Raw genomic sequence first — 17653 nt, forward strand, 5'->3', positions numbered from 1 at the left:
TTAGCTCACACTCGCTCGAGGATCATGGCGATGCCCTGACCCACGCCAATACACATCGTACACAACGCATAGCGCCCGCCGCGGCGCTGCAGCTCAAGGCTGGCGCTCAGCGCCAGACGCGCGCCGCTCATGCCCAGCGGATGGCCTAACGCGATGGCGCCGCCGTTGGGATTCACATGCGCCGCATCGTCCGGCACGCCAAGCTGTCTGAGCACGCCCAGGGCCTGGGCGGCGAAGGCCTCATTCAGCTCAATCAGATCCATATCGTGGATATTGAGTCCCGCCCGCTCCAGCACTTTACGCACCGCCGGTACCGGCCCCAGCCCCATCAGCCGCGGTTCGACCCCTGCCGTCGCCATCGCCACGATACGCGCGCGCGGCGTGAGCCCCTGGATAGCAGCCTGCTGTTCGCTGGCGACGATCAGCGCCGCGGCGCCATCGTTGACGCCGGAAGCATTGCCCGCGGTAATGACGCCGCCCTGACGGAACGGCGCTTTCAGTTGCGCCAGCTGCTCAAGCGTGGTTTCCGGGCGCGGATGCTCGTCCTCGCGCACATCGCTGACCGCCCCTTTCCGGCCGACAATCTGCACCGGCACGATCTCCTGCGCCAGAATGCCATCGCGCTGGGCCTGCGCCGTGCGCTGCTGGCTGCGCCAGGCGAAAGCATCCTGATCGGCGCGGCTAATATTTAACAATTCAGCTACATTCTCGGCCGTTTCCGGCATGCTGTCAGTTCCGAAGTGTTGCGCCATGAGCGGGTTCACAAAACGCCAGCCAATGGTGGTGTCAAACAGCTCCGCCTGACGCTGATACGGCGCGCTGGCCTTCCCCATCACAAACGGCGCGCGCGACATCGACTCCACGCCGCCGGCAATCAGCAGATCGGCATCGCCGGCTTTGATCGCTCTGGCGGCAAAGCCGATCGCATCCAGACCAGACCCACATAGACGGTTAATCGTGGTGCCCGGTACGGTATGCGGGAAACCGGCCAACAGCGTCGCCATATGCGCCACATTGCGGTTATCTTCGCCCGCCTGATTCGCGCAGCCGTAAATCACGTCATCGATCGCGGTCGGGTCAAGCCTGGGGTTGCGGCTCAGCAGCGCCCGCAGCGGGATCGCCGCCAGGTCGTCGGCGCGCACGCTGGCCAGCGCGCCGCCGTAGCGGCCAATCGGCGTGCGGATCCCGTCACAAATAAAGGCCTCGCGCATTAGACTTCTCCTGTGATTGTGCCGCCGATGCGGTGCGATTTGCCGCGAAACAGGGCCACAATTTTTTGCTGTTGATTAACAATTTCAATGTCGTAGACCCCGGTCAGCTTGCCCTGCTGTTTGACTCGGGCGGTGGCGACCAGCCGGTCCCCGGCAAACGCCGGGCGAAGGAAATCAATGCTGGCCGCCGAAGCCACCGCCGCCAGCCCCTGGCTGTTACAGGCGTAGGCGAAAGCGGTATCGGCAAGGGTAAATAGCTGACCGCCGTGACAGGTTTGATGGCCGTTAAGCATGTCCGGCGAGACGGTCATGGTCATCTGCGCAAAACCATCGTCCATTTCGATAAGTTCGATCCCCATCTTTCTGGCGCAGGTATCTTTTTCGTACATCGCGCGCGCGTTGCGCCACGGATCATTGCTCATGGTGCTTCTCCATTAGCGCCTTCTGGCGCAACAGGGAACCGGGGCGATAGCGCTCCTCGCCATAATGGTGATGCAGGTTCTCCAGCAGGCGCAGCACGCGGCGCCAGCCGAGGCTTTCCCCCCACGCCAGCGGGCCCTGCGGGTAGTTGACGCCAAGACGCATGGCGGTATCGATATCCTGCGCGCTGGCCACCCCTTTCTGCAGTGCGTCCAGCGCTTCGTTAACCAGCATCGCCACCGTGCGCCACACCAGCAGGCCGGGATAATCGGCGATGCGCAGCACTTTCTTGCCCTGCTGCTGGAAATAGTGCACCGCTTTGTCCGTCGCCGCCGGCGCGTTGGTCGCCGCGGCGGCCAGCACCACCGTATCGCTGGCGCACAGGTCATACACCACCACCGGACGACGATGCTTAACGCTCAGCGCCAGGGCGGTTTCGCCTTCGGTCTCCAGCAACAAAAGCTCGTCCAGCTCGGTGACACTGTCACTTACCGTCATCACGGATTGCGCGCCAGTGGCGACCGGCGGCAGCGTCACCTCCGGCTGCGTCTCCGCAGGCCAGCGATAGACGCCGTGACCGCTCTTTTTCCCCAATCGCCCGGCCAGCGCCAGCTCCTGCTGCAGGAGCGATGGCAGGTAACGCCGGTCCTGCCAGAAGGCGTTAAATACCGAGCAGGTCACGGCGAAGTTGACGTCCTGGCCAATCAGGTCCGTCAGCGCCAGGGGTCCCATCGGGAAGCCGCCGCCGTCACGCAAAGCGGCATCGATAACCTCCGGGGCGGCCACCTGCTCCTCCAGCGCCCGCCAGGCTTCAGCATAGAACGGACGCGCCACGCGGTTAACGATAAAGCCGGGCGTCGAGCGGCAGCGAACCGGCCGTTTCCCCCAGCCGCTCACGCACTGGCACAGCAGCTCCACCACTTCCGCAGACGTCGCCAGGCCGCTCACCACCTCGACCAGCTTCATCACCGGCGCCGGATTAAAAAAGTGCAGCCCGGCCACCCGCTCCGGGTTTTTGACCCCGGCGGCGATGGCGGTAATCGAAATCGACGAGGTGTTGCTGGTCAGCAATGTTGACGGCGAGCAGATCGCCGCCAGCTGCGCGAACAGCGCCGCTTTCACCTCCAGCCGTTCAGAGGCCGCTTCGATCACTAAATCTGCGTCGGCCAGCGCGGCTAAATCGTGGGCCGGATGCAGCCGCGCCAGCAGCGCGTCGGCCTGCTCAGGGGCCAGTTTGCCGCGCGCAACGCGCGACGCCAGACGCCCGGCGATGCCCTCAATCGCCTGGCCTACAGCCTTAGGGTTAATATCAAAAATACGCACCGGATGTCCTGCGGCAGCGGCCACTTCGGCGATGCCGGCCCCCATGGTGCCGCTGCCGATCACCGCCACGTTGGCTAAGGATGTCGTCATCATCTATTTCCCGCTGAACTGTGGTGGCCGTTTGGCCAGAAACGCGCTGACCCCTTCGCGGTAATCATCGCTGCGCCCGGCGAGGCGCTGATAATCGCGCTCCAGATCCAGCTGCGCGTCGAGACTGTTGGTTTCCGCCGCCAGCAGCGCCTTTTTAATCAGCCCAAGACCAAACGTCGGCTGGGCCGCCAGATGGCGCGCCAGCTGCAGACTGGTATCCGCCAGTTCGGCATCGTCCACCAGTTGCCAGATAATCCCCCACTGCGCGGCCTGTTCCGCGCTGAGGCTGTCGCCCAGCAGCGCCAGCCCCATCGCGCGCGCGCGGCCAGCCACCCGCGGCAGGAACCAGCTGCCGCCGCAGTCCGGCACCAGCCCGAGCTTGCTGAACGCCATCACAAACTTGGCCGAACGCGCGGCCAGCACGATATCGCAGCCCAGCGCCAGGGTGGCGCCTGCGCCAGCGGCTACGCCGTTGACCGCGCAGATAACCGGTTTCGGCAGCGCCGCCAGACGGCGCACTAACGGGTTGTAAAAGCGTTCCACCGACAGGCCGAGATCCGGCGGCGGCCCACTGGGGTCGACGTTGCGGTCATTCAGATCCTGGCCGGCGCAAAAGCCGCGGCCGGCGCCGGTGATCAGCAGGCAACGCACGCCGTCGTCGCGCTCGGCCTGCTTCAGACATTCCGCCAGCTGCTGATGCATCCGATCGTTAAAACTGTTGAGGCGGTCCGGGCGATTGAGAGTGATGGTCATGACGCCCTGTTCCACTGCGCTGAGAATGAAAGCTTCCACGATTAGCGTCCTTTAAAGTCCGGGTTACGTTTTTGTAAGAAGGCGTCGATGCCTTCGCGGCGGTCTTCGGTGGCGCTCAGCAGGCTGAACAGCTGGCGCTCCTGCTGGAGACCGGCCTGCAGGCTCACTTCCTGCGACAGGCGCAGCGACTGTTTCGCCGCCCGCAGCGCCAGCGGCGCATGGCGGGCGATGGTGGTCGCCAGTTGCAGGGCATACTCATCGGTTAACGCCGCCGGATGGACATCGCTCACCAGCCCGGCCTGCTGCGCCTGACGGGCGTCAATACTCTCGCCGCTCAGCACCATCCGGCTGGCCAGCGCCTTGCCAACGCTGCGGATCAGCCGCTGGGTGCCGCCAGCGCCCGGCATTATGCCGAGGGTAATTTCCGGCAGGCCAAAGCGGGCGTTGTCCCCGGCGACAATCAGATCGCACAGCAGGGCCAGCTCGCAGCCGGCTCCGAGGGCGTAGCCGTTGACCGAGGCGATCAGCGGTTTGGGGAAGGCATCGATACGCGCCCACAGCCGCGGGCGGATATCGTCCAGGGTCGCCGGGAGATCTTTCTCCGCCATCTCATTCAGGTCGGCCCCGGCGGCAAAGAAGCGCGGGTTACCGCTGATGACGCAGACGCTGACGCGGTTATCAGCGGCCGCGACCTCCAGCGCCTCGGCAATCTGGGTTAATAAGGCATTGTTCAGTGCATTGCGGGCCTGCGGACGGTTGAGCGTCAGCTGCAGCACCCGGCCATGGCGGTGGATCAGCAGCTCGCTCATGCCATCCCCCGCGCGTCAAAGTCGACAACTACGTCGCCGCTGGTGGGCAGCGCCTGGCAGCTCAGTACATAACCCGCCGCCAGCTCATCCGCTTCGAGGCTATAGTTGGCGGCCATCGCCACTTCGCCGCGCAGCACTTTGCATTTACAGGTGGCGCACACCCCGCCCTTGCAGGCAAACGGCAGGTCTGCCCCCTGACGCAATGCGGCATCCAGGATGCTGTCGTCTTCGGCGCTGAGGGCGATCAGCCGATCGCGCCCGTCCTGGCGGATGGTGACCGTGCGTCCCTCCGCCTGCACCCCGGCGGCGCGCTTAACGCTGCCGCCCGGCGTATTGAAGCGTTCGAGATGAATCGATTTCTCCGCTACGCCAAGTTCACGTAACGTTGCTTCCGCCTCGTCCATCATCGTCGCCGGACCGCAGATAAAGGCCTCGTCGAAACGGCTGAAATCCAGCAGATGGTCAGCGAGCTGGCGCAGTTTGTCGCCGTCAATGCGCCCCTGTAAAAGATCGCTGTCCATCGACTCCTGGCTGAACAGATGTATCACCTGCAGGCGCTGCGGATAGCGGTCTTTTAAATCGGCTAGCGCCTGGCGGAACATCATGCTGTGGCTGCTGCGGTTACCGTAGATCAGCGTGAAGCGACTGTACGGCTCGGTGGCCAGGGTGGCGCTAACGATCGCCATCATCGGCGTGATCCCGGAGCCGGCGGCAATCGCCAGATAGTCGCCCTGCCGCTCGGCCTGCGGCTGATAGCCGAAATGCCCCTGCGGCACCATCACCTCCAGCTCCATCCCCTGCTGGATATCGTGCTGGGCGTAGCGCGAGAAGCGTCCGCCGTCGATGGCTTTGATCGCGACGCTGATCTCTCCCGGCGTGCGGCTGCGGCAGATGGAGTAACAGCGGCGCAGCTCTTCACCGCCCAGACGGGCTTTTAGCGTCAGATGCTGGCCCGGGCGAAAACAGTATTCCGCCTGCAGGGCTTGCGGGATCGCAAAAGTGATGGTCACCGCATCGCGGGTTTCCGGCTCGACTCTCGCCACCTTAAGCGAATGGAACGTCGTCATGGCAACCTCAAATACATTTAAAGTAATCAAAAGGTTCCCGGCAGCTGTCGCAGCGATAGAGCGCTTTGCAGGCCGTGGAACCGAATTCACTAAGCAGCGAGGTATGGGTGCTGCCGCAGCGTGGACAGCTCACCTCGGCGGGCATATCCGCATGGCAGGCGTGCCCCTGCGGCGGGCTGATGCCGTACTGGCGCAGGCGCTCGCGGGCATCCTGACTCATCCAGTCGGTGGTCCAGGGCGGGTCCAGCTGCAGGACGATATGTACCGGCAGATAACCATGCTCGCTCATCACCGCGCGGATCTCCCCCAGCAGATGCTCCGTCGCCGGACAGCCCGAATAAGTCGGGGTAAAGCCAATCACCCAGCCGTCGCCGTGGCGCGCGACGCTGCGCACCATGCCGAGATCGGTGATGGTCAGCACCGGCACTTCCGGGTCCGGGATCGCGCTTAACAATCCCCAGATAGCGCGCACCTCGGCGGGAGCGATGTCATCTAAACGTTGCATCTTCCCCTCCCTTACCACTGCAGGCCGGGATGCGAACGCTGCAGATATTGCATCTCCGCCAGTAGCGGGCCGAGATGTTCACTGTGCAGCCCCTGTTTGCCGCCGCTGCGGAAGGCCGCTTCCTGCGGGATCGATAAGCCTGAATCAAGCAGCGCGGTATGCACGGTGCTTTGCCATTCGGCCTGAAGCTCGCGCGGATCAACCGCAATGCCCTGCCCGGCCAGGCTGAGCTCCAGGTCATCGGCAAGGAACAGTTCGCCGGTGAAGCGCCACAGATTGTCGACCGCCTGCTGCATTTTGCGATTTGATAATTCGGTGCCGTTACCGAGACGCTCCAGCCAGCCGCGGCTAAAGCGCTGGTGGTAACGCACCTCTTTCAGCCCTTTAGCGGCAATGGCCGCCAGCTGCGCGTCGCGGCTGTTCACCAGCCGGCTGTACAGGGCGACGTGCCAGACGTCGATAAAGAACTGGCGGGCGATGGTGTCGGCAAAATTGCCGTTGGGCTGCTCCACCAGCAGCAGGTTGCTGAACTGGCGCTCATCGCGGCCGAAGGCCAGGGTATCTTCGTCGCCGCAGCCGTTAAGCTCGGCGGCATAGCTTAAAAAGTTGCGCGCCTGGCCAAGCAGGTCGAGGCCGATGTTGGCCAATGCCAGATCGATCTCCAACTCCGGGGCATGGCCGCACCAGGCGCCTAAACGCTGGGCCAGCACCAGGCCGTTGTCGCCAAGACGCAGAGCGTAGGTGGCGACGGGATTCGGGTTATTCATCGCCGCCTCACATATGTTCCATGCCGTCCGGCACGGTATAGAAAGTCGGATGGCGGTAGACTTTGCTTTCCGCCGGGTCGAAGAATTCGCCGCGATCTTCCGGCTGCGAAGCAACGATTTCGCTGGCCTTCACCACCCAAATGGAGCAGCCTTCGCTGCGGCGGGTGTAGGCGTCGCGGGCGTTTTCCAGCGCCATTTGATCGTCGGCGGCATGCAGGCTGCCGACGTGACGATGGGAAAGCCCCTGTTTGCTGCGAACGAACACTTCATATAACGGCCAGTAAACTTTGCTCATGTTGTCTCTCCTTATGCCGCGCTGCGGGCCTGCTGTTTTTGCGCATGGGCCAGCGCGGCTTCGCGCACCCATTCGCCCTCTTCCCAGGCCTTACGCTTGGCGGCCAGGCGTTCGTGATTGCAAATCCCACGGCCGCTAATCACCTCGTTAAATTCCTGCCAGTCGATTTCGCCGAAGCGGTAGTGGCCGCTGGCTTCATCAAACTGCAAATCCGGGTCCGGGACGGTCATGCCGAGGATCTCCACCTGCGGCACGGTGTTGTCGACGAAGCGTTGACGCAGCTCGTCGTTGGAGTGCAGTTTGATTTTCCACGCCATGCTGCGGGCGCTGTTTGGCGAGTTGTCGTCGTTGGGGCCAAACATCATCAGCGCTGGCCACCAGAAACGATTGATGGCGTCCTGCAGCATTTGCCGCTGCGCGTCATTGCCCTGCGCCAGCGCCATGCAGGCTTCGAATCCCTGGCGCTGGTGAAAGCTTTCTTCTTTGCAGATTTTGACCATCGCCCGGGCATAGGGCCCGTAGGAGGTCCGGCACAGCGCCACCTGGTTGACGATAGCCGCGCCATCCACCAGCCAGCCGATCACGCCGATATCCGCCCAGCTCAGCGTCGGGTAGTTAAAAATGGAGGAGTATTTCATCTGCCCGTCGAGCATCTTCTGATACAGGTCTTCCCGCGCGCAGCCAAGGGTTTCCGCGGCGCTATAGAGATACAGCCCGTGTCCAGCCTCATCCTGTACCTTAGCCAACAGGATCGCTTTGCGGCGCAGGGTTGGCGCGCGGGTGATCCAGTTGCCTTCCGGCAGCATGCCGACGATCTCCGAGTGCGCGTGCTGGCCTATCTGCCGAATCAAGGTCTTACGGTAGGCATCCGGCATCCAGTCCTGCGGTTCGATGGCCGTTTCCTGCGCGATGCGCTGGTCAAAGCGTTGTTCTTCTGTCACGTCATCACCTTTATGATTCCGATATTCACAACAAAAACATTTATGTGAATCACTTTGTTTATTGAAGGTTACATATTGGTTAAATGAAACCACAAATTTTGTTTGCTCTTTTTGTGATGATCTCCGCAAAACCTTTTGAAAACCACAATAAATACAGTAAGTTAAGCATAAGGTGTAACGCCATCGCGATCACAATGTTAATAATTTATTAAATACGGGCTTGCATTTTATGATTCATAAAAGAACTATTTATAGATATCACACGTAACACATTTGGAGATTTGCGATGCAGCAGTTAGCCAGCTACTTATCCGGCGCCTGGCAGACCGGCCGGGGCCGCGCCCGTACTATTCATCACGCCATCACCGGCGCGGCGCTGTGGGAGGTGACCAGTGAAGGTCTGGATATGGCGCAGGCGCGCCGCTTCGCGATTGAGCGCGGCGGTAAGGCGCTGCAAGCCATGACCTTTATTGAACGCAGCGCGATGTTAAAAGCGGTGGCGAAACAATTGCTGGCGCAGAAAGACCAGTTCTACGCCATCTCGGCGCAAACCGGCGCCACCCGCGCCGACAGTTGGGTGGATATTGAAGGCGGTATCGGTACCCTTTTCACCTATGCCGGGCTGGGCAGTCGCGAACTGCCGGACGATATCCTGTGGCCGGAAGACGAGCTGATCCCGCTCTCAAAACAGGGCGGTTTTGCCGCCCGTCACGTGCTGACCTCAAAATCAGGCGTCGCCGTCCATATCAACGCCTTCAACTTTCCCTGCTGGGGAATGCTGGAAAAACTGGCCCCCACGTGGCTGGCCGGTATGCCAGCTATCATTAAACCGGCAACCGCTACCGCCCAGCTCACCCAGGCAATGGTGAAAGCGATTGTCGACAGCGGCCTGGTGCCGGAGGGCGCCATCAGCCTGATTTGCGGCGGCGCGGGCGATCTGCTCGACCACCTCGATAGCCAGGACGTGGTGACCTTTACCGGCTCTGCCGCCACCGGCCAGCAGCTGCGGTCGCACCCCAACCTGGTGGCCAAATCGATTCCCTTTACCATGGAAGCGGATTCGCTCAACTGCTGTGTGTTAGGCGAAGACGTCACGCCGGAGCAACCGGAGTTCGCGCTGTTTATCCGGGAAGTGGTCCGCGAGATGACGGCGAAAGCCGGACAAAAATGTACCGCTATCCGCCGCATCATCGTCCCGCTGGCGCAGATCAATGCGGTTAGCGATGCGCTGATCGCCCGCCTGCATAAAGTGACCGTCGGCGACCCGGCGCAGGAAGGGATTAAGATGGGGGCGCTGGTTAATCACGAGCAGCGTCGGGACGTACAGGAGAGCGTCAATAAACTGATTGCCGCCGGCTGCGAAGCGCTGCTTGGCGGACAGGCGGACCTCAGCGCGGCCGGAGCCTTTTTCCCGCCGACGCTGCTCTACTGCGCGCAGCCGGATGAAACCCCGGCGGTTCACGCCATTGAAGCCTTTGGCCCGGTGGCGACCCTGATGCCCTACCAGGACCGCCAGCATGCGCTGACGCTGGCACGCGCCGGCGGCGGCAGCCTGGCGGGGACGCTGGTTACCGCCAGCGGCGAACTGGCGCGGGAGTTTATCCTCGGCGCCGCCCGCGCGCATGGCCGTATTCAGATCCTGAACGAAGCATCCTCCGCAGAATCAACCGGCCACGGTTCGCCGCTGCCGCAGCTGGTGCACGGCGGCCCCGGCCGCGCCGGCGGCGGAGAGGAGCTAGGCGGACTGCGTTCGGTGAAACACTATATGCAGCGCACCGCCGTCCAGGGCAGCCCAACGATGCTGGCGACCATCGGCCAGCAGTGGGTACGCGGCGCCCAGGTGAGCGAAGATCGCATTCACCCGTTTCGCAAATATTTCGAAGAGATCCAGCCCGGCGACAGTTTGCTGACCCCGCGCCGGACACTGACCGAAGCGGATATCGTTAACTTCGCCTGCCTGAGCGGCGACCATTTCTACGCCCACATGGACAAAATCGCCGCCGCCGAGTCGATTTTCGGCGAGCGGGTGGTTCACGGTTATTTCCTGATCTCCGCGGCGGCCGGTCTGTTCGTCGATGCCGGCGTCGGGCCAGTTATCGCCAACTACGGGATGGAAAACCTGCGCTTTATTGAACCGGTCAAGCCGGGAGACACCATCCATGTGCGTCTGACCTGTAAGCGGAAAACGGTCAAGCGGCAGCGCAGCGCTGAGGAGAAAGCCACCGGCGTGGTGGAATGGGCGGTGGAGATTTTCAACCAGCACCAGCAGGCGGTGGCGCTGTATTCCATTCTCACCCTGGTGGCGCGCCAGCAGGGGGATTTCCCGGCGTAATGGCGGAAAATAGACCGCTGGCGCGCTGTTGGCCGGTCCTTGAGCTATTGCTTCTGCAATCGGTTTGCAACGGTTTCGCCCCGGGAAAACGTTTGTTCTGTGTGATTTATCTCAAGGCGCAGGGGACGAAAACAGCTACCGGACAGTTCCTTCTCCCTCCGGTAGAGGGTCAGGGTGAGGGGAAGTACTGAAGTGTGGTTCTTTATGTTATCTGTGGCTTCAGCGCACATTGCGCTCCCGGTTAATTTTTCTTCATTCTGTTTTCCGTGGCGCAGGGAGCGCACAGGGGGCGGCCAGTCGCCGCCGCCCCCTGTACCCCCGGGCTCCGGCCAGCAAAATCGCCGCTGCGCGGTCCCTTCGACTTATCCCTGCAGGCTTCGGGTCGGGCCGAGGTAGCGTCCATGCAAAACACGGCCCTCAGCCCGCATCCATGCGGGCTGCCCCGGCCTGCCGGGAACGTCTCAGCGATTTTGAGGCCGCCAGCACCGGCAGTTTCAGCGGCCCCAGCGCTAGCGCCAGCAGTGATTTGGGGCTGTAGGCCGGGTAAGGCGTTAGCCGCCACCCGGCAAAAAAATCGGCGCTCGTGCTCAATGCCTCTGCGGAGGCATTTTTTACGTCCCTCTGGCAAAACTGACAAATAACCTGGCAAGAGCAAACAAACGCTACGGCGCCGCGGGCTGGTAGCTTAAGGGTGACAAAGCCGACATTCGCAGCGGCATAAGACAACACAACAATAAGATGAGGTCACAATGGCAAACGGCTTGAAATTTTCCCCGCGTAAAACCGCACTGGCTCTCGCTGTCGCGGTGGTTTGCGCCTGGCAATCACCGGTCTTCGCTCACGGTAGCGAAGCCCACATGGTACCGCTGGATAAAACGCTGGAGGCGTTCGGCGCTGACGTGCAGTGGGATGACTATGCGCAAATGTTTACCCTGGTAAAAGATGGCGCTTACGTCAAAGTGAAGCCCGGCGCCAAAACCGCGATCGTCAACGGTAAACCCCTTGATCTGCCGGTGCCGGTGGTGATGAAGGAAGGTAAAGCCTGGGTCTCCGATACCTTTATCAACGACGTGTTCCAGTCCGGTCTCGACCAGACCTTCCAGGTGGAAAAACGCCCTCACCCGTTAAACTCGCTCTCGGCGGCGGAAATCAACGAAGCGGTGACCATTGTTAAAGCCGCGCCGGAGTTCCAGCCCAATACCCGCTTTACCGAAATTTCCCTGCACGAGCCGGATAAAGCCGCGGTATGGGCCTTTGCCCTGCAGGGCACGCCGGTGGATGCGCCACGCACTGCCGATGTGGTGATGCTGGATGGCAAACATGTCATTGAAGCCGTCGTCGATCTGCAAAACAAAAAAATCCTCTCATGGACGCCGATCAAAGGCGCGCACGGCATGGTGCTGCTCGATGATTTCGCCAGCGTGCAGAACATCATCAACGCCAGCAGCGAATTCGCGGCGGTGCTGAAAAAACACGGTATTACCGATCCTGGCAAGGTGGTCACCACCCCGCTCACCGTCGGCTACTTCGATGGCAAAGATGGCCTGCAGCAGGATGCGCGTCTGCTGAAGGTGGTCAGCTATCTCGATACCGGCGACGGCAACTACTGGGCGCACCCGATTGAAAACCTGGTGGCGGTGGTCGACCTGGAAGCAAAGAAAATCATCAAAATCGAGGAAGGCCCGGTGATTCCGGTGCCGATGGAACCGCGTCCGTACGATGGCCGCGACCGCAACGCCCCGGCGGTGAAACCGCTGGATATTACTGAACCGGAAGGCAAAAACTATACCATTACCGGGGATACCATTCACTGGCGGAACTGGGATTTCCATCTGCGTCTTAACTCGCGCGTCGGGCCAATCCTCTCGACGGTGACCTACAACGATAACGGCAAAAAACGCCAGGTAATGTATGAAGGTTCGCTCGGCGGGATGATCGTCCCCTACGGTGACCCGGACGTCGGCTGGTATTTCAAAGCCTATCTGGACTCCGGCGATTACGGCATGGGCACCCTGACCTCGCCGATTGTACGCGGCAAAGACGCGCCGTCGAATGCGGTGCTGCTGGATGAAACCATCGCCGACTACACCGGCGCGCCGACCACCATCCCGCACGCCGTCGCCATATTCGAGCGCTACGCCGGGCCGGAATATAAGCACCTGGAGATGGGCAAGCCCAACGTCAGTACCGAGCGCCGGGAGCTGGTGGTGCGCTGGATCAGCACCGTCGGCAACTACGACTATATCTTTGACTGGGTATTCCACGACAACGGCACCATCGGCATCGACGCCGGCGCCACCGGGATTGAGGCGGTGAAAGGCGTGCTGGCGAAAACCATGCACGACCCGAGCGCCAAAGAAGATACCCGCTACGGAACGCTGATCGACCATAATATTGTCGGCACCACCCACCAGCATATCTATAACTTCCGCCTCGACCTCGACGTGGACGGCGAAAACAACACTCTGGTGGCGATGGACCCGGAGGTGAAGCCCAACACCGCCGGCGGCCCGCGCACCAGCACCATGCAGGTGAATCAGTACACGATTGACAGCGAACAGAAAGCGGCGCAGAAATTCGACCCGGGTACGATTCGCCTGCTGAGCAACACCAGCAAAGAGAACCGCATGGGTAACCCAGTCTCTTACCAGATCATCCCTTACGCTGGCGGCACCCATCCGGCGGCGACCGGCGCTAAGTTCGCCCCCGACGAGTGGATCTACCATCGTCTGAGCTTTATGGATAAACAGCTGTGGGTGACGCGCTACCACCCGAGCGAACGCTATCCGGAAGGCAAATACCCCAACCGCTCCGCTCACGATACCGGGTTAGGCCAGTATGCCAAGGACGATGAGTCGCTGACGCACCAGGATGACGTGGTGTGGATCACCACCGGCACCACCCACGTGGCGCGCGCTGAAGAGTGGCCGATCATGCCAACCGAATGGGCGCACGCCCTGCTGAAGCCATGGAACTTCTTTGACGAAACGCCGACCCTCGGCGAGAAGAAACAGTAATCTTAACCCACGGTGAAATCGAGCAGGATTTTACCGCCTCTTCCCGGCTGGCCGGCGGCGGCAATCGCCTCGCGCCAGTCGTTCACCGCCACCCGCTGGGCCGGCGGTTGCGTAGTCGTCGGTAGCCGCTGCCAGATCTCATCGAACGCCGCCCGCCATGCCGCCACGCTGAGGCCAGGCAGCGCCTCCCGCAGATGAAACTTGCGCACCGCCGCGCTGGCGCGCGTCTGGATCAACGGCCGCCCGGATAATAAGCCGTAGGAGACCAGGGTCGACGACGCGGGCAGCACCGACAACAGCGTGTTCCCCAGCTCCCCGCCCACCGCGTCAAACACCAGATCGCTGTGCTGGCTGACCTTCTCCACCAGCGCCCGGTCGGCGTCGAGGATCGGATAGATCCCGGCCTGCTCCAGACGCGCCCGATGCTGCGGCGAGCGAATAATCCCGCTTACCGAACGGGCGCCCATGGCCAGCGCCCACTGCCCCAGCAGGCTGGCGCAGGAGGAGGCGGCGGCGGTCAGCACGATCTGTTTCCCGGCAACCGGCCAGCGACTGAGCATCAGCATCGCAGTCAGCGGATTGATATACCCGCGGGCGGCCAGCAGATCGTCCACCGCCGGGGGAACCGGCACCAGCCAGGTCTCATCGAGATCGATAAACCGTTGCCAGGTGCCGCCCCCGCGCAGGGGCAGCACCCGCTGGCCCGCGGTCAGTCGGCTGCCGAATGGCGCGGCGACCACCTCGCCAAGGCCTTCGTAGCCGGGGACGGCCGGCAGTCGGGTACGGTGGCGATAGGCGCCGGTGATGGGGATCAGATCTGAAGGATTCACCGGGGCATAGCGCATCCTGACCCGCACCCGTCCACCGGCCAGCGGCGCCAGCGGGGCGCGTTTCAGCGTTAGCACCGCGGCCGGCGGCCCGTAGCGGTCATAAACAATGGCGTCGTTGAACATCGACTGGCTCCAGACAACGAAAGACGGGATCATAGCAGATCCCGTCCGAAGCCGCTTACGCTGGCGGCCAGACCTGGGGGAACAGTGGAGAATCCAGCGGGTCGCCGTCCCGCAGGGTCAGCTCGGGGAACGGCGGCGACGTCACGCCGCCGCGGTCGGCAAAGGCGGCGTCATCCCCCACCCAGCGGGCGGAGAAGACCCGTCGCGCCCGCGCTCCGGGGTTGCCGCGGGCGCCATGGACGGTGCGAAAATGGAAGGCCACCGCATCCCCCGGCTCCAGCGCCCAGCTGACGATATCGTACTCGTCCTCATGGGCGTCGATATCCGGCAGCGCGCTGAACCGGGTGTGCTCGTAGAGCCTGGTGCCATTGAAGCGGGTGGGACTGTACTCCGCCTCCCAGCGATGCGACCCGCGAATGCAGCGCAGCGAGGTGGCCTCTGCTACCGGGTCCAGCGGGATCCAGAAGCTGACGTTCTGTCGGCCGGAGACGCAATAGTAAGGCTGGTCATGATGCCAGGGGGTGACCGTGCTGCCCCCGGCGGGTTTGACCAGCGTATGCTCATGGAAAAATTTCGCCGTCTGCGACTGCATCAGCGCCGCGGCGATTTCGGCGGCGGCCGACTGGAAGACAAACTCGCTAAACGCCGGGATCCGCGACCAGTTGCAGTAATCCTGAAAAAAAGGCGGCGAACCATCTTTGGGGATCACCGTGCGCGCATGACCATATTCGCTGGGGCTGGCCATCAGCGCCGTGACCCCCTCGGCGAGGCGCTCAACCCAGGGGGTAAAAACGCCCTTCAGTAATACCACGCCGTCCGCCTGCCAGCGGTCGACTGTCGCTTGATCGATATGGTGAGAGTGTTGGTTGTGCATCGCTTGGGTTCCTGTGTGGGTGGATCAGGTAAGCGGTTCTGCGGGCTCGGCGCGCATCCACGCGCAAAGCTGGCCCAGCATCGCCATGCAGCGTTCGGTCTGGTCGATACTGATGTACTCATCGGCCTTATGGCCCTGGGCCATGCTGCCCGGCCCGCAGACCAGGGTCGCGACGCCCATCTCGTCGAACAGCCCCCCTTCGGTGCCGAACGCCACGGTGGAAAACCGATCGCTGCCGCACCACTGCGCCAGCCAGCGGGCGAAGTCGGACTGTGGATCGCTGAGCAGCGGCGGGTAGTGGCTCAACAGCTGGAACTGGATGTCGCTCCCGCCGCCGACCCGGCGCATCTCCGGCAGCAGCCGGCGGCGGGCGTAGGCCGCCAGCGCTTCGGTAACCGTTTCGGGACGCATCCCCGGCAGGTAGCGGATTTCAAAATCAAAGCGACAGGACTGCGGAACGATGTTCAGCGCGGCGCCGCCCTGGATGGTGCCCACCTGCAGGGTGCTGAAAGGCGGCGAAAAGCGGCTGTCCTGCTGCCGGGCCAGACGCGCGCCCAGCCGATCCAGGCGGTTGATCAGCCTGGCCGCGTAGCGGATGGCGTTCACCCCCTGCGGGGCATAGGCCGAATGGCAGGCCTGGCCCTCGATGCAGCAGCGCATGGCCAGTTTGCCTTTATGACCGAACACCGGCTGCATCTCCGTCGGCTCGCCGATGAGGCACAGCGCCGGTTTCTCCGGCGAGGCCTGCAGAAAATCCACCAGGCTGCGCACGCCGAGGCAGCCGACCTCTTCGTCATAGGAGAAGGCCAGATGCAGCGGCATCCGCAGCGGCGCCGCCAGAAAGTCATCCACCGCCGCCAGCACGCAGGCGAGAAAGCCCTTCATATCGGCGCTGCCGCGGCCGTAGTAGCGGCCATCGCGCTCGGTCAGGCTGAACGGCGGCACGCTCCAGTCCTGCCCGTCCACCGGGACCACGTCGGTATGGCCCGAGAGCATCACCCCGCCGCCGCCGGACGGCCCCAGCCGGGCGTAGAGATTGGCCTTTCCCCCCGACGGGTCATAAAAGCGGCGGGACGCCACGCCGCGGGCGGCGAGAAAATCGGCGATCCAGTCGATCATCGCCATGTTTGAATGGCGGCTGGTGGTATCAAAGGCCAGCAGCGCGGCAAGGATCGCTCCCGGCGTGTTATTCATCGCCAGGCACGCCATAGGCCGGCGCCTCGCGCGGGTCGAGCGCCCGGGTAATATAGGCCTCCATTTGCGGCTCCCACGCCAGCCACAGCTGCTCAAGGGCCGCCAGCGGATCCGCTTCCGCCCAGTCAATGCGCAGGTCGACCACCGGCCACGGGTAATCGTCCACCACCTTCACCGCCGCCGAGTGGACCGGCCCGGCCTCGCCCCCGGCGACGATCCCGGCGCGCAGTCCGGCCAGCAGCCGGCTGGTCAGCTCACCGGTGGCGGCCTCAAAGGCGCCCACCATCGCAGCGATCACCCCCTCACTGGCCAGCATGTTGCCCGCCGCCACGCAGTTATCCCCCGCCAGGGCGCCGCCGATCCCGAGGGTGAATTCCCCGCTGAACACCGCCGTGTCGCCGTTGGCGTCAATCGCCGCGACCTGGCGATATTCGCGGAAGCGATCCTCCGCCAGCGCCTGCTTCAGGGCCTGCTCAACGCTGGCTCCCGCTTCGAGCGCGCTGAGGATCTGCGGCCCCAGCGTCGGCAGGGTAATGTTCTGGCTGGAAACCGCCCCCACGCCGGGCAGCAGCCACGGACAGCGCGACCCGACGGCCATGCTCGATGAACTAATGGCGATGCCCAACTGACCCGTTTCCGGGCAACGGGCGGTAAGGGAAAGGGTCATTCTGCCGCCTCCCCCTGCCAGTCGTCAGGGATCACCGCCGTGACGTCAATCTCCATCAGCCACTGCGGCTGCGCCAGGGCCGACACCACCACCCCGGTGGAGATGGGAAAGACCCCTTTCAACCATTTTCCCACCTCCTGATAGACCGGCTCGCGATAGCGGGGGTCGATCAGATAAGTGGTGGTCTTGACGATATGCGAGAGGTCGCTGCCGGCCTCTTTCAGCAGCTGCTCGACATTCTTCATCGCCTGTTCCGCCTGGGCTCGCGGGTCGCCGAGGCCGATCAGGTTGCCAGCGAAATCGGTGCCGACCTGGCCGCGAACGTAGACGGTATTCCCGGCCCGCACCGCCTGGCACAGATCGTTGTTCAGCGCCTGGTTCGGGTAGGTCTCTTTGGTGTTAAACATGCGAATACGGGTATGGGTTGGCATCAAA

18 protein-coding genes are annotated in these 17653 nt (G+C 62.9%); 2 read left to right on the forward strand and 16 right to left on the reverse strand.

Features of this window, described 5'->3' with window-relative positions:
* Positions 1-5: 5 nt before the first annotated feature.
* From pcaF to paaA, 10 genes are read right to left on the reverse strand one after another with little or no spacing between them, the layout of a single operon-like run.
* Complete coding sequence (gene pcaF / locus ABLV76_RS23015) at positions 6-1211, reverse strand: 3-oxoadipyl-CoA thiolase (protein WP_017898728.1); 1206 nt, start codon at positions 1209-1211, stop codon at positions 6-8.
* On the reverse strand, positions 1211-1633 hold the full coding sequence (paaI, locus tag ABLV76_RS23020; protein ID WP_048294676.1) for a hydroxyphenylacetyl-CoA thioesterase PaaI: 423 nt from the start codon (positions 1631-1633) through the stop codon (positions 1211-1213). Before paaI ends, pcaF begins: the two co-directional genes overlap by 1 nt.
* Entirely contained in the window at positions 1623-3047 is a 1425-nt protein-coding gene (locus tag ABLV76_RS23025; protein WP_348878498.1) for a 3-hydroxyacyl-CoA dehydrogenase, read from the reverse strand. The genes paaI and ABLV76_RS23025 overlap by 11 nt, the downstream gene beginning before the upstream one ends.
* The gene (paaG, locus tag ABLV76_RS23030) at positions 3048-3836 is read right to left on the reverse strand and encodes a 2-(1,2-epoxy-1,2-dihydrophenyl)acetyl-CoA isomerase PaaG (protein WP_004204040.1); all 789 of its coding nucleotides are present in this window, start codon (positions 3834-3836) and stop codon (positions 3048-3050) included.
* A gap of 2 nt (positions 3837-3838) precedes the next feature.
* Complete coding sequence (paaF, locus tag ABLV76_RS23035) at positions 3839-4606, reverse strand: 2,3-dehydroadipyl-CoA hydratase PaaF (protein ID WP_017898730.1); 768 nt, start codon at positions 4604-4606, stop codon at positions 3839-3841.
* Positions 4603-5673, reverse strand: coding sequence for a 1,2-phenylacetyl-CoA epoxidase subunit PaaE (paaE, locus tag ABLV76_RS23040; protein WP_017898731.1), 1071 nt, complete (start codon positions 5671-5673; stop codon positions 4603-4605). Before paaE ends, paaF begins: the two co-directional genes overlap by 4 nt.
* Before the next feature lie 7 nt (positions 5674-5680).
* Entirely contained in the window at positions 5681-6178 is a 498-nt protein-coding gene (gene paaD, locus ABLV76_RS23045) for a 1,2-phenylacetyl-CoA epoxidase subunit PaaD (RefSeq protein WP_004204037.1), read from the reverse strand.
* An 11-nt stretch (positions 6179-6189) separates the two neighbouring features.
* Positions 6190-6945: a 1,2-phenylacetyl-CoA epoxidase subunit PaaC gene (gene paaC, locus ABLV76_RS23050; RefSeq protein ID WP_049004383.1), complete on the reverse strand. Its 756-nt coding sequence runs from the start codon at positions 6943-6945 to the stop codon at positions 6190-6192.
* Between the two features lie 7 nt (positions 6946-6952).
* Positions 6953-7240, reverse strand: coding sequence for a 1,2-phenylacetyl-CoA epoxidase subunit PaaB (gene paaB, locus ABLV76_RS23055; protein WP_002902768.1), 288 nt, complete (start codon positions 7238-7240; stop codon positions 6953-6955).
* Between the two features lie 11 nt (positions 7241-7251).
* Positions 7252-8181 carry a 1,2-phenylacetyl-CoA epoxidase subunit PaaA gene (gene paaA, locus ABLV76_RS23060; RefSeq protein ID WP_004176377.1) on the reverse strand — a complete coding sequence of 310 codons (930 nt, stop codon included), beginning with the start codon at positions 8179-8181 and terminating at the stop codon, positions 7252-7254.
* 286 nt (positions 8182-8467) lie between these two features.
* Between paaA and paaZ the strand changes: the two genes are divergently transcribed.
* The gene (gene paaZ, locus ABLV76_RS23065; protein WP_155009206.1) at positions 8468-10513 is read left to right on the forward strand and encodes a phenylacetic acid degradation bifunctional protein PaaZ; all 2046 of its coding nucleotides are present in this window, start codon (positions 8468-8470) and stop codon (positions 10511-10513) included.
* A 417-nt stretch (positions 10514-10930) separates the two neighbouring features.
* On the opposite strand, the gene ABLV76_RS23070 is transcribed toward paaZ, so the two are convergent.
* The gene (locus ABLV76_RS23070; RefSeq protein WP_048295800.1) at positions 10931-11104 is read right to left on the reverse strand and encodes a hypothetical protein; all 174 of its coding nucleotides are present in this window, start codon (positions 11102-11104) and stop codon (positions 10931-10933) included.
* Positions 11105-11262: 158 nt separating this feature from the next.
* Between ABLV76_RS23070 and tynA the strand changes: the two genes are divergently transcribed.
* Entirely contained in the window at positions 11263-13530 is a 2268-nt protein-coding gene (tynA, locus tag ABLV76_RS23075) for a primary-amine oxidase (RefSeq protein ID WP_348878499.1), read from the forward strand.
* Between the two features lie 2 nt (positions 13531-13532).
* Here the strand turns inward: tynA and ABLV76_RS23080 are convergent, their stop codons facing one another.
* From ABLV76_RS23080 to ABLV76_RS23100, 5 genes are read right to left on the reverse strand one after another with little or no spacing between them, the layout of a single operon-like run.
* Positions 13533-14516 (reverse strand): zinc-dependent alcohol dehydrogenase family protein, encoded by a 984-nt coding sequence (locus tag ABLV76_RS23080; RefSeq protein WP_025999096.1) that lies wholly within the window; start codon positions 14514-14516, stop codon positions 13533-13535.
* 22 nt (positions 14517-14538) lie between these two features.
* Entirely contained in the window at positions 14539-15357 is an 819-nt protein-coding gene (locus ABLV76_RS23085; protein WP_004204030.1) for a phytanoyl-CoA dioxygenase family protein, read from the reverse strand.
* A gap of 24 nt (positions 15358-15381) precedes the next feature.
* Entirely contained in the window at positions 15382-16551 is a 1170-nt protein-coding gene (argE, locus tag ABLV76_RS23090) for an acetylornithine deacetylase (protein WP_064187374.1), read from the reverse strand.
* On the reverse strand, positions 16544-17218 hold the full coding sequence (locus ABLV76_RS23095; protein ID WP_064183618.1) for a DUF1028 domain-containing protein: 675 nt from the start codon (positions 17216-17218) through the stop codon (positions 16544-16546). The genes argE and ABLV76_RS23095 overlap by 8 nt, the downstream gene beginning before the upstream one ends.
* Positions 17215-17649 carry a RidA family protein gene (locus tag ABLV76_RS23100; protein ID WP_004190423.1) on the reverse strand — a complete coding sequence of 145 codons (435 nt, stop codon included), beginning with the start codon at positions 17647-17649 and terminating at the stop codon, positions 17215-17217. The genes ABLV76_RS23095 and ABLV76_RS23100 overlap by 4 nt, the downstream gene beginning before the upstream one ends.
* Positions 17650-17653: the final 4 nt, after the last annotated feature.

It is taken from the genome of Klebsiella sp. GB_Kp047, assembly GCF_040065235.1.
GTDB lineage: Bacteria > Pseudomonadota > Gammaproteobacteria > Enterobacterales > Enterobacteriaceae > Klebsiella > Klebsiella quasipneumoniae.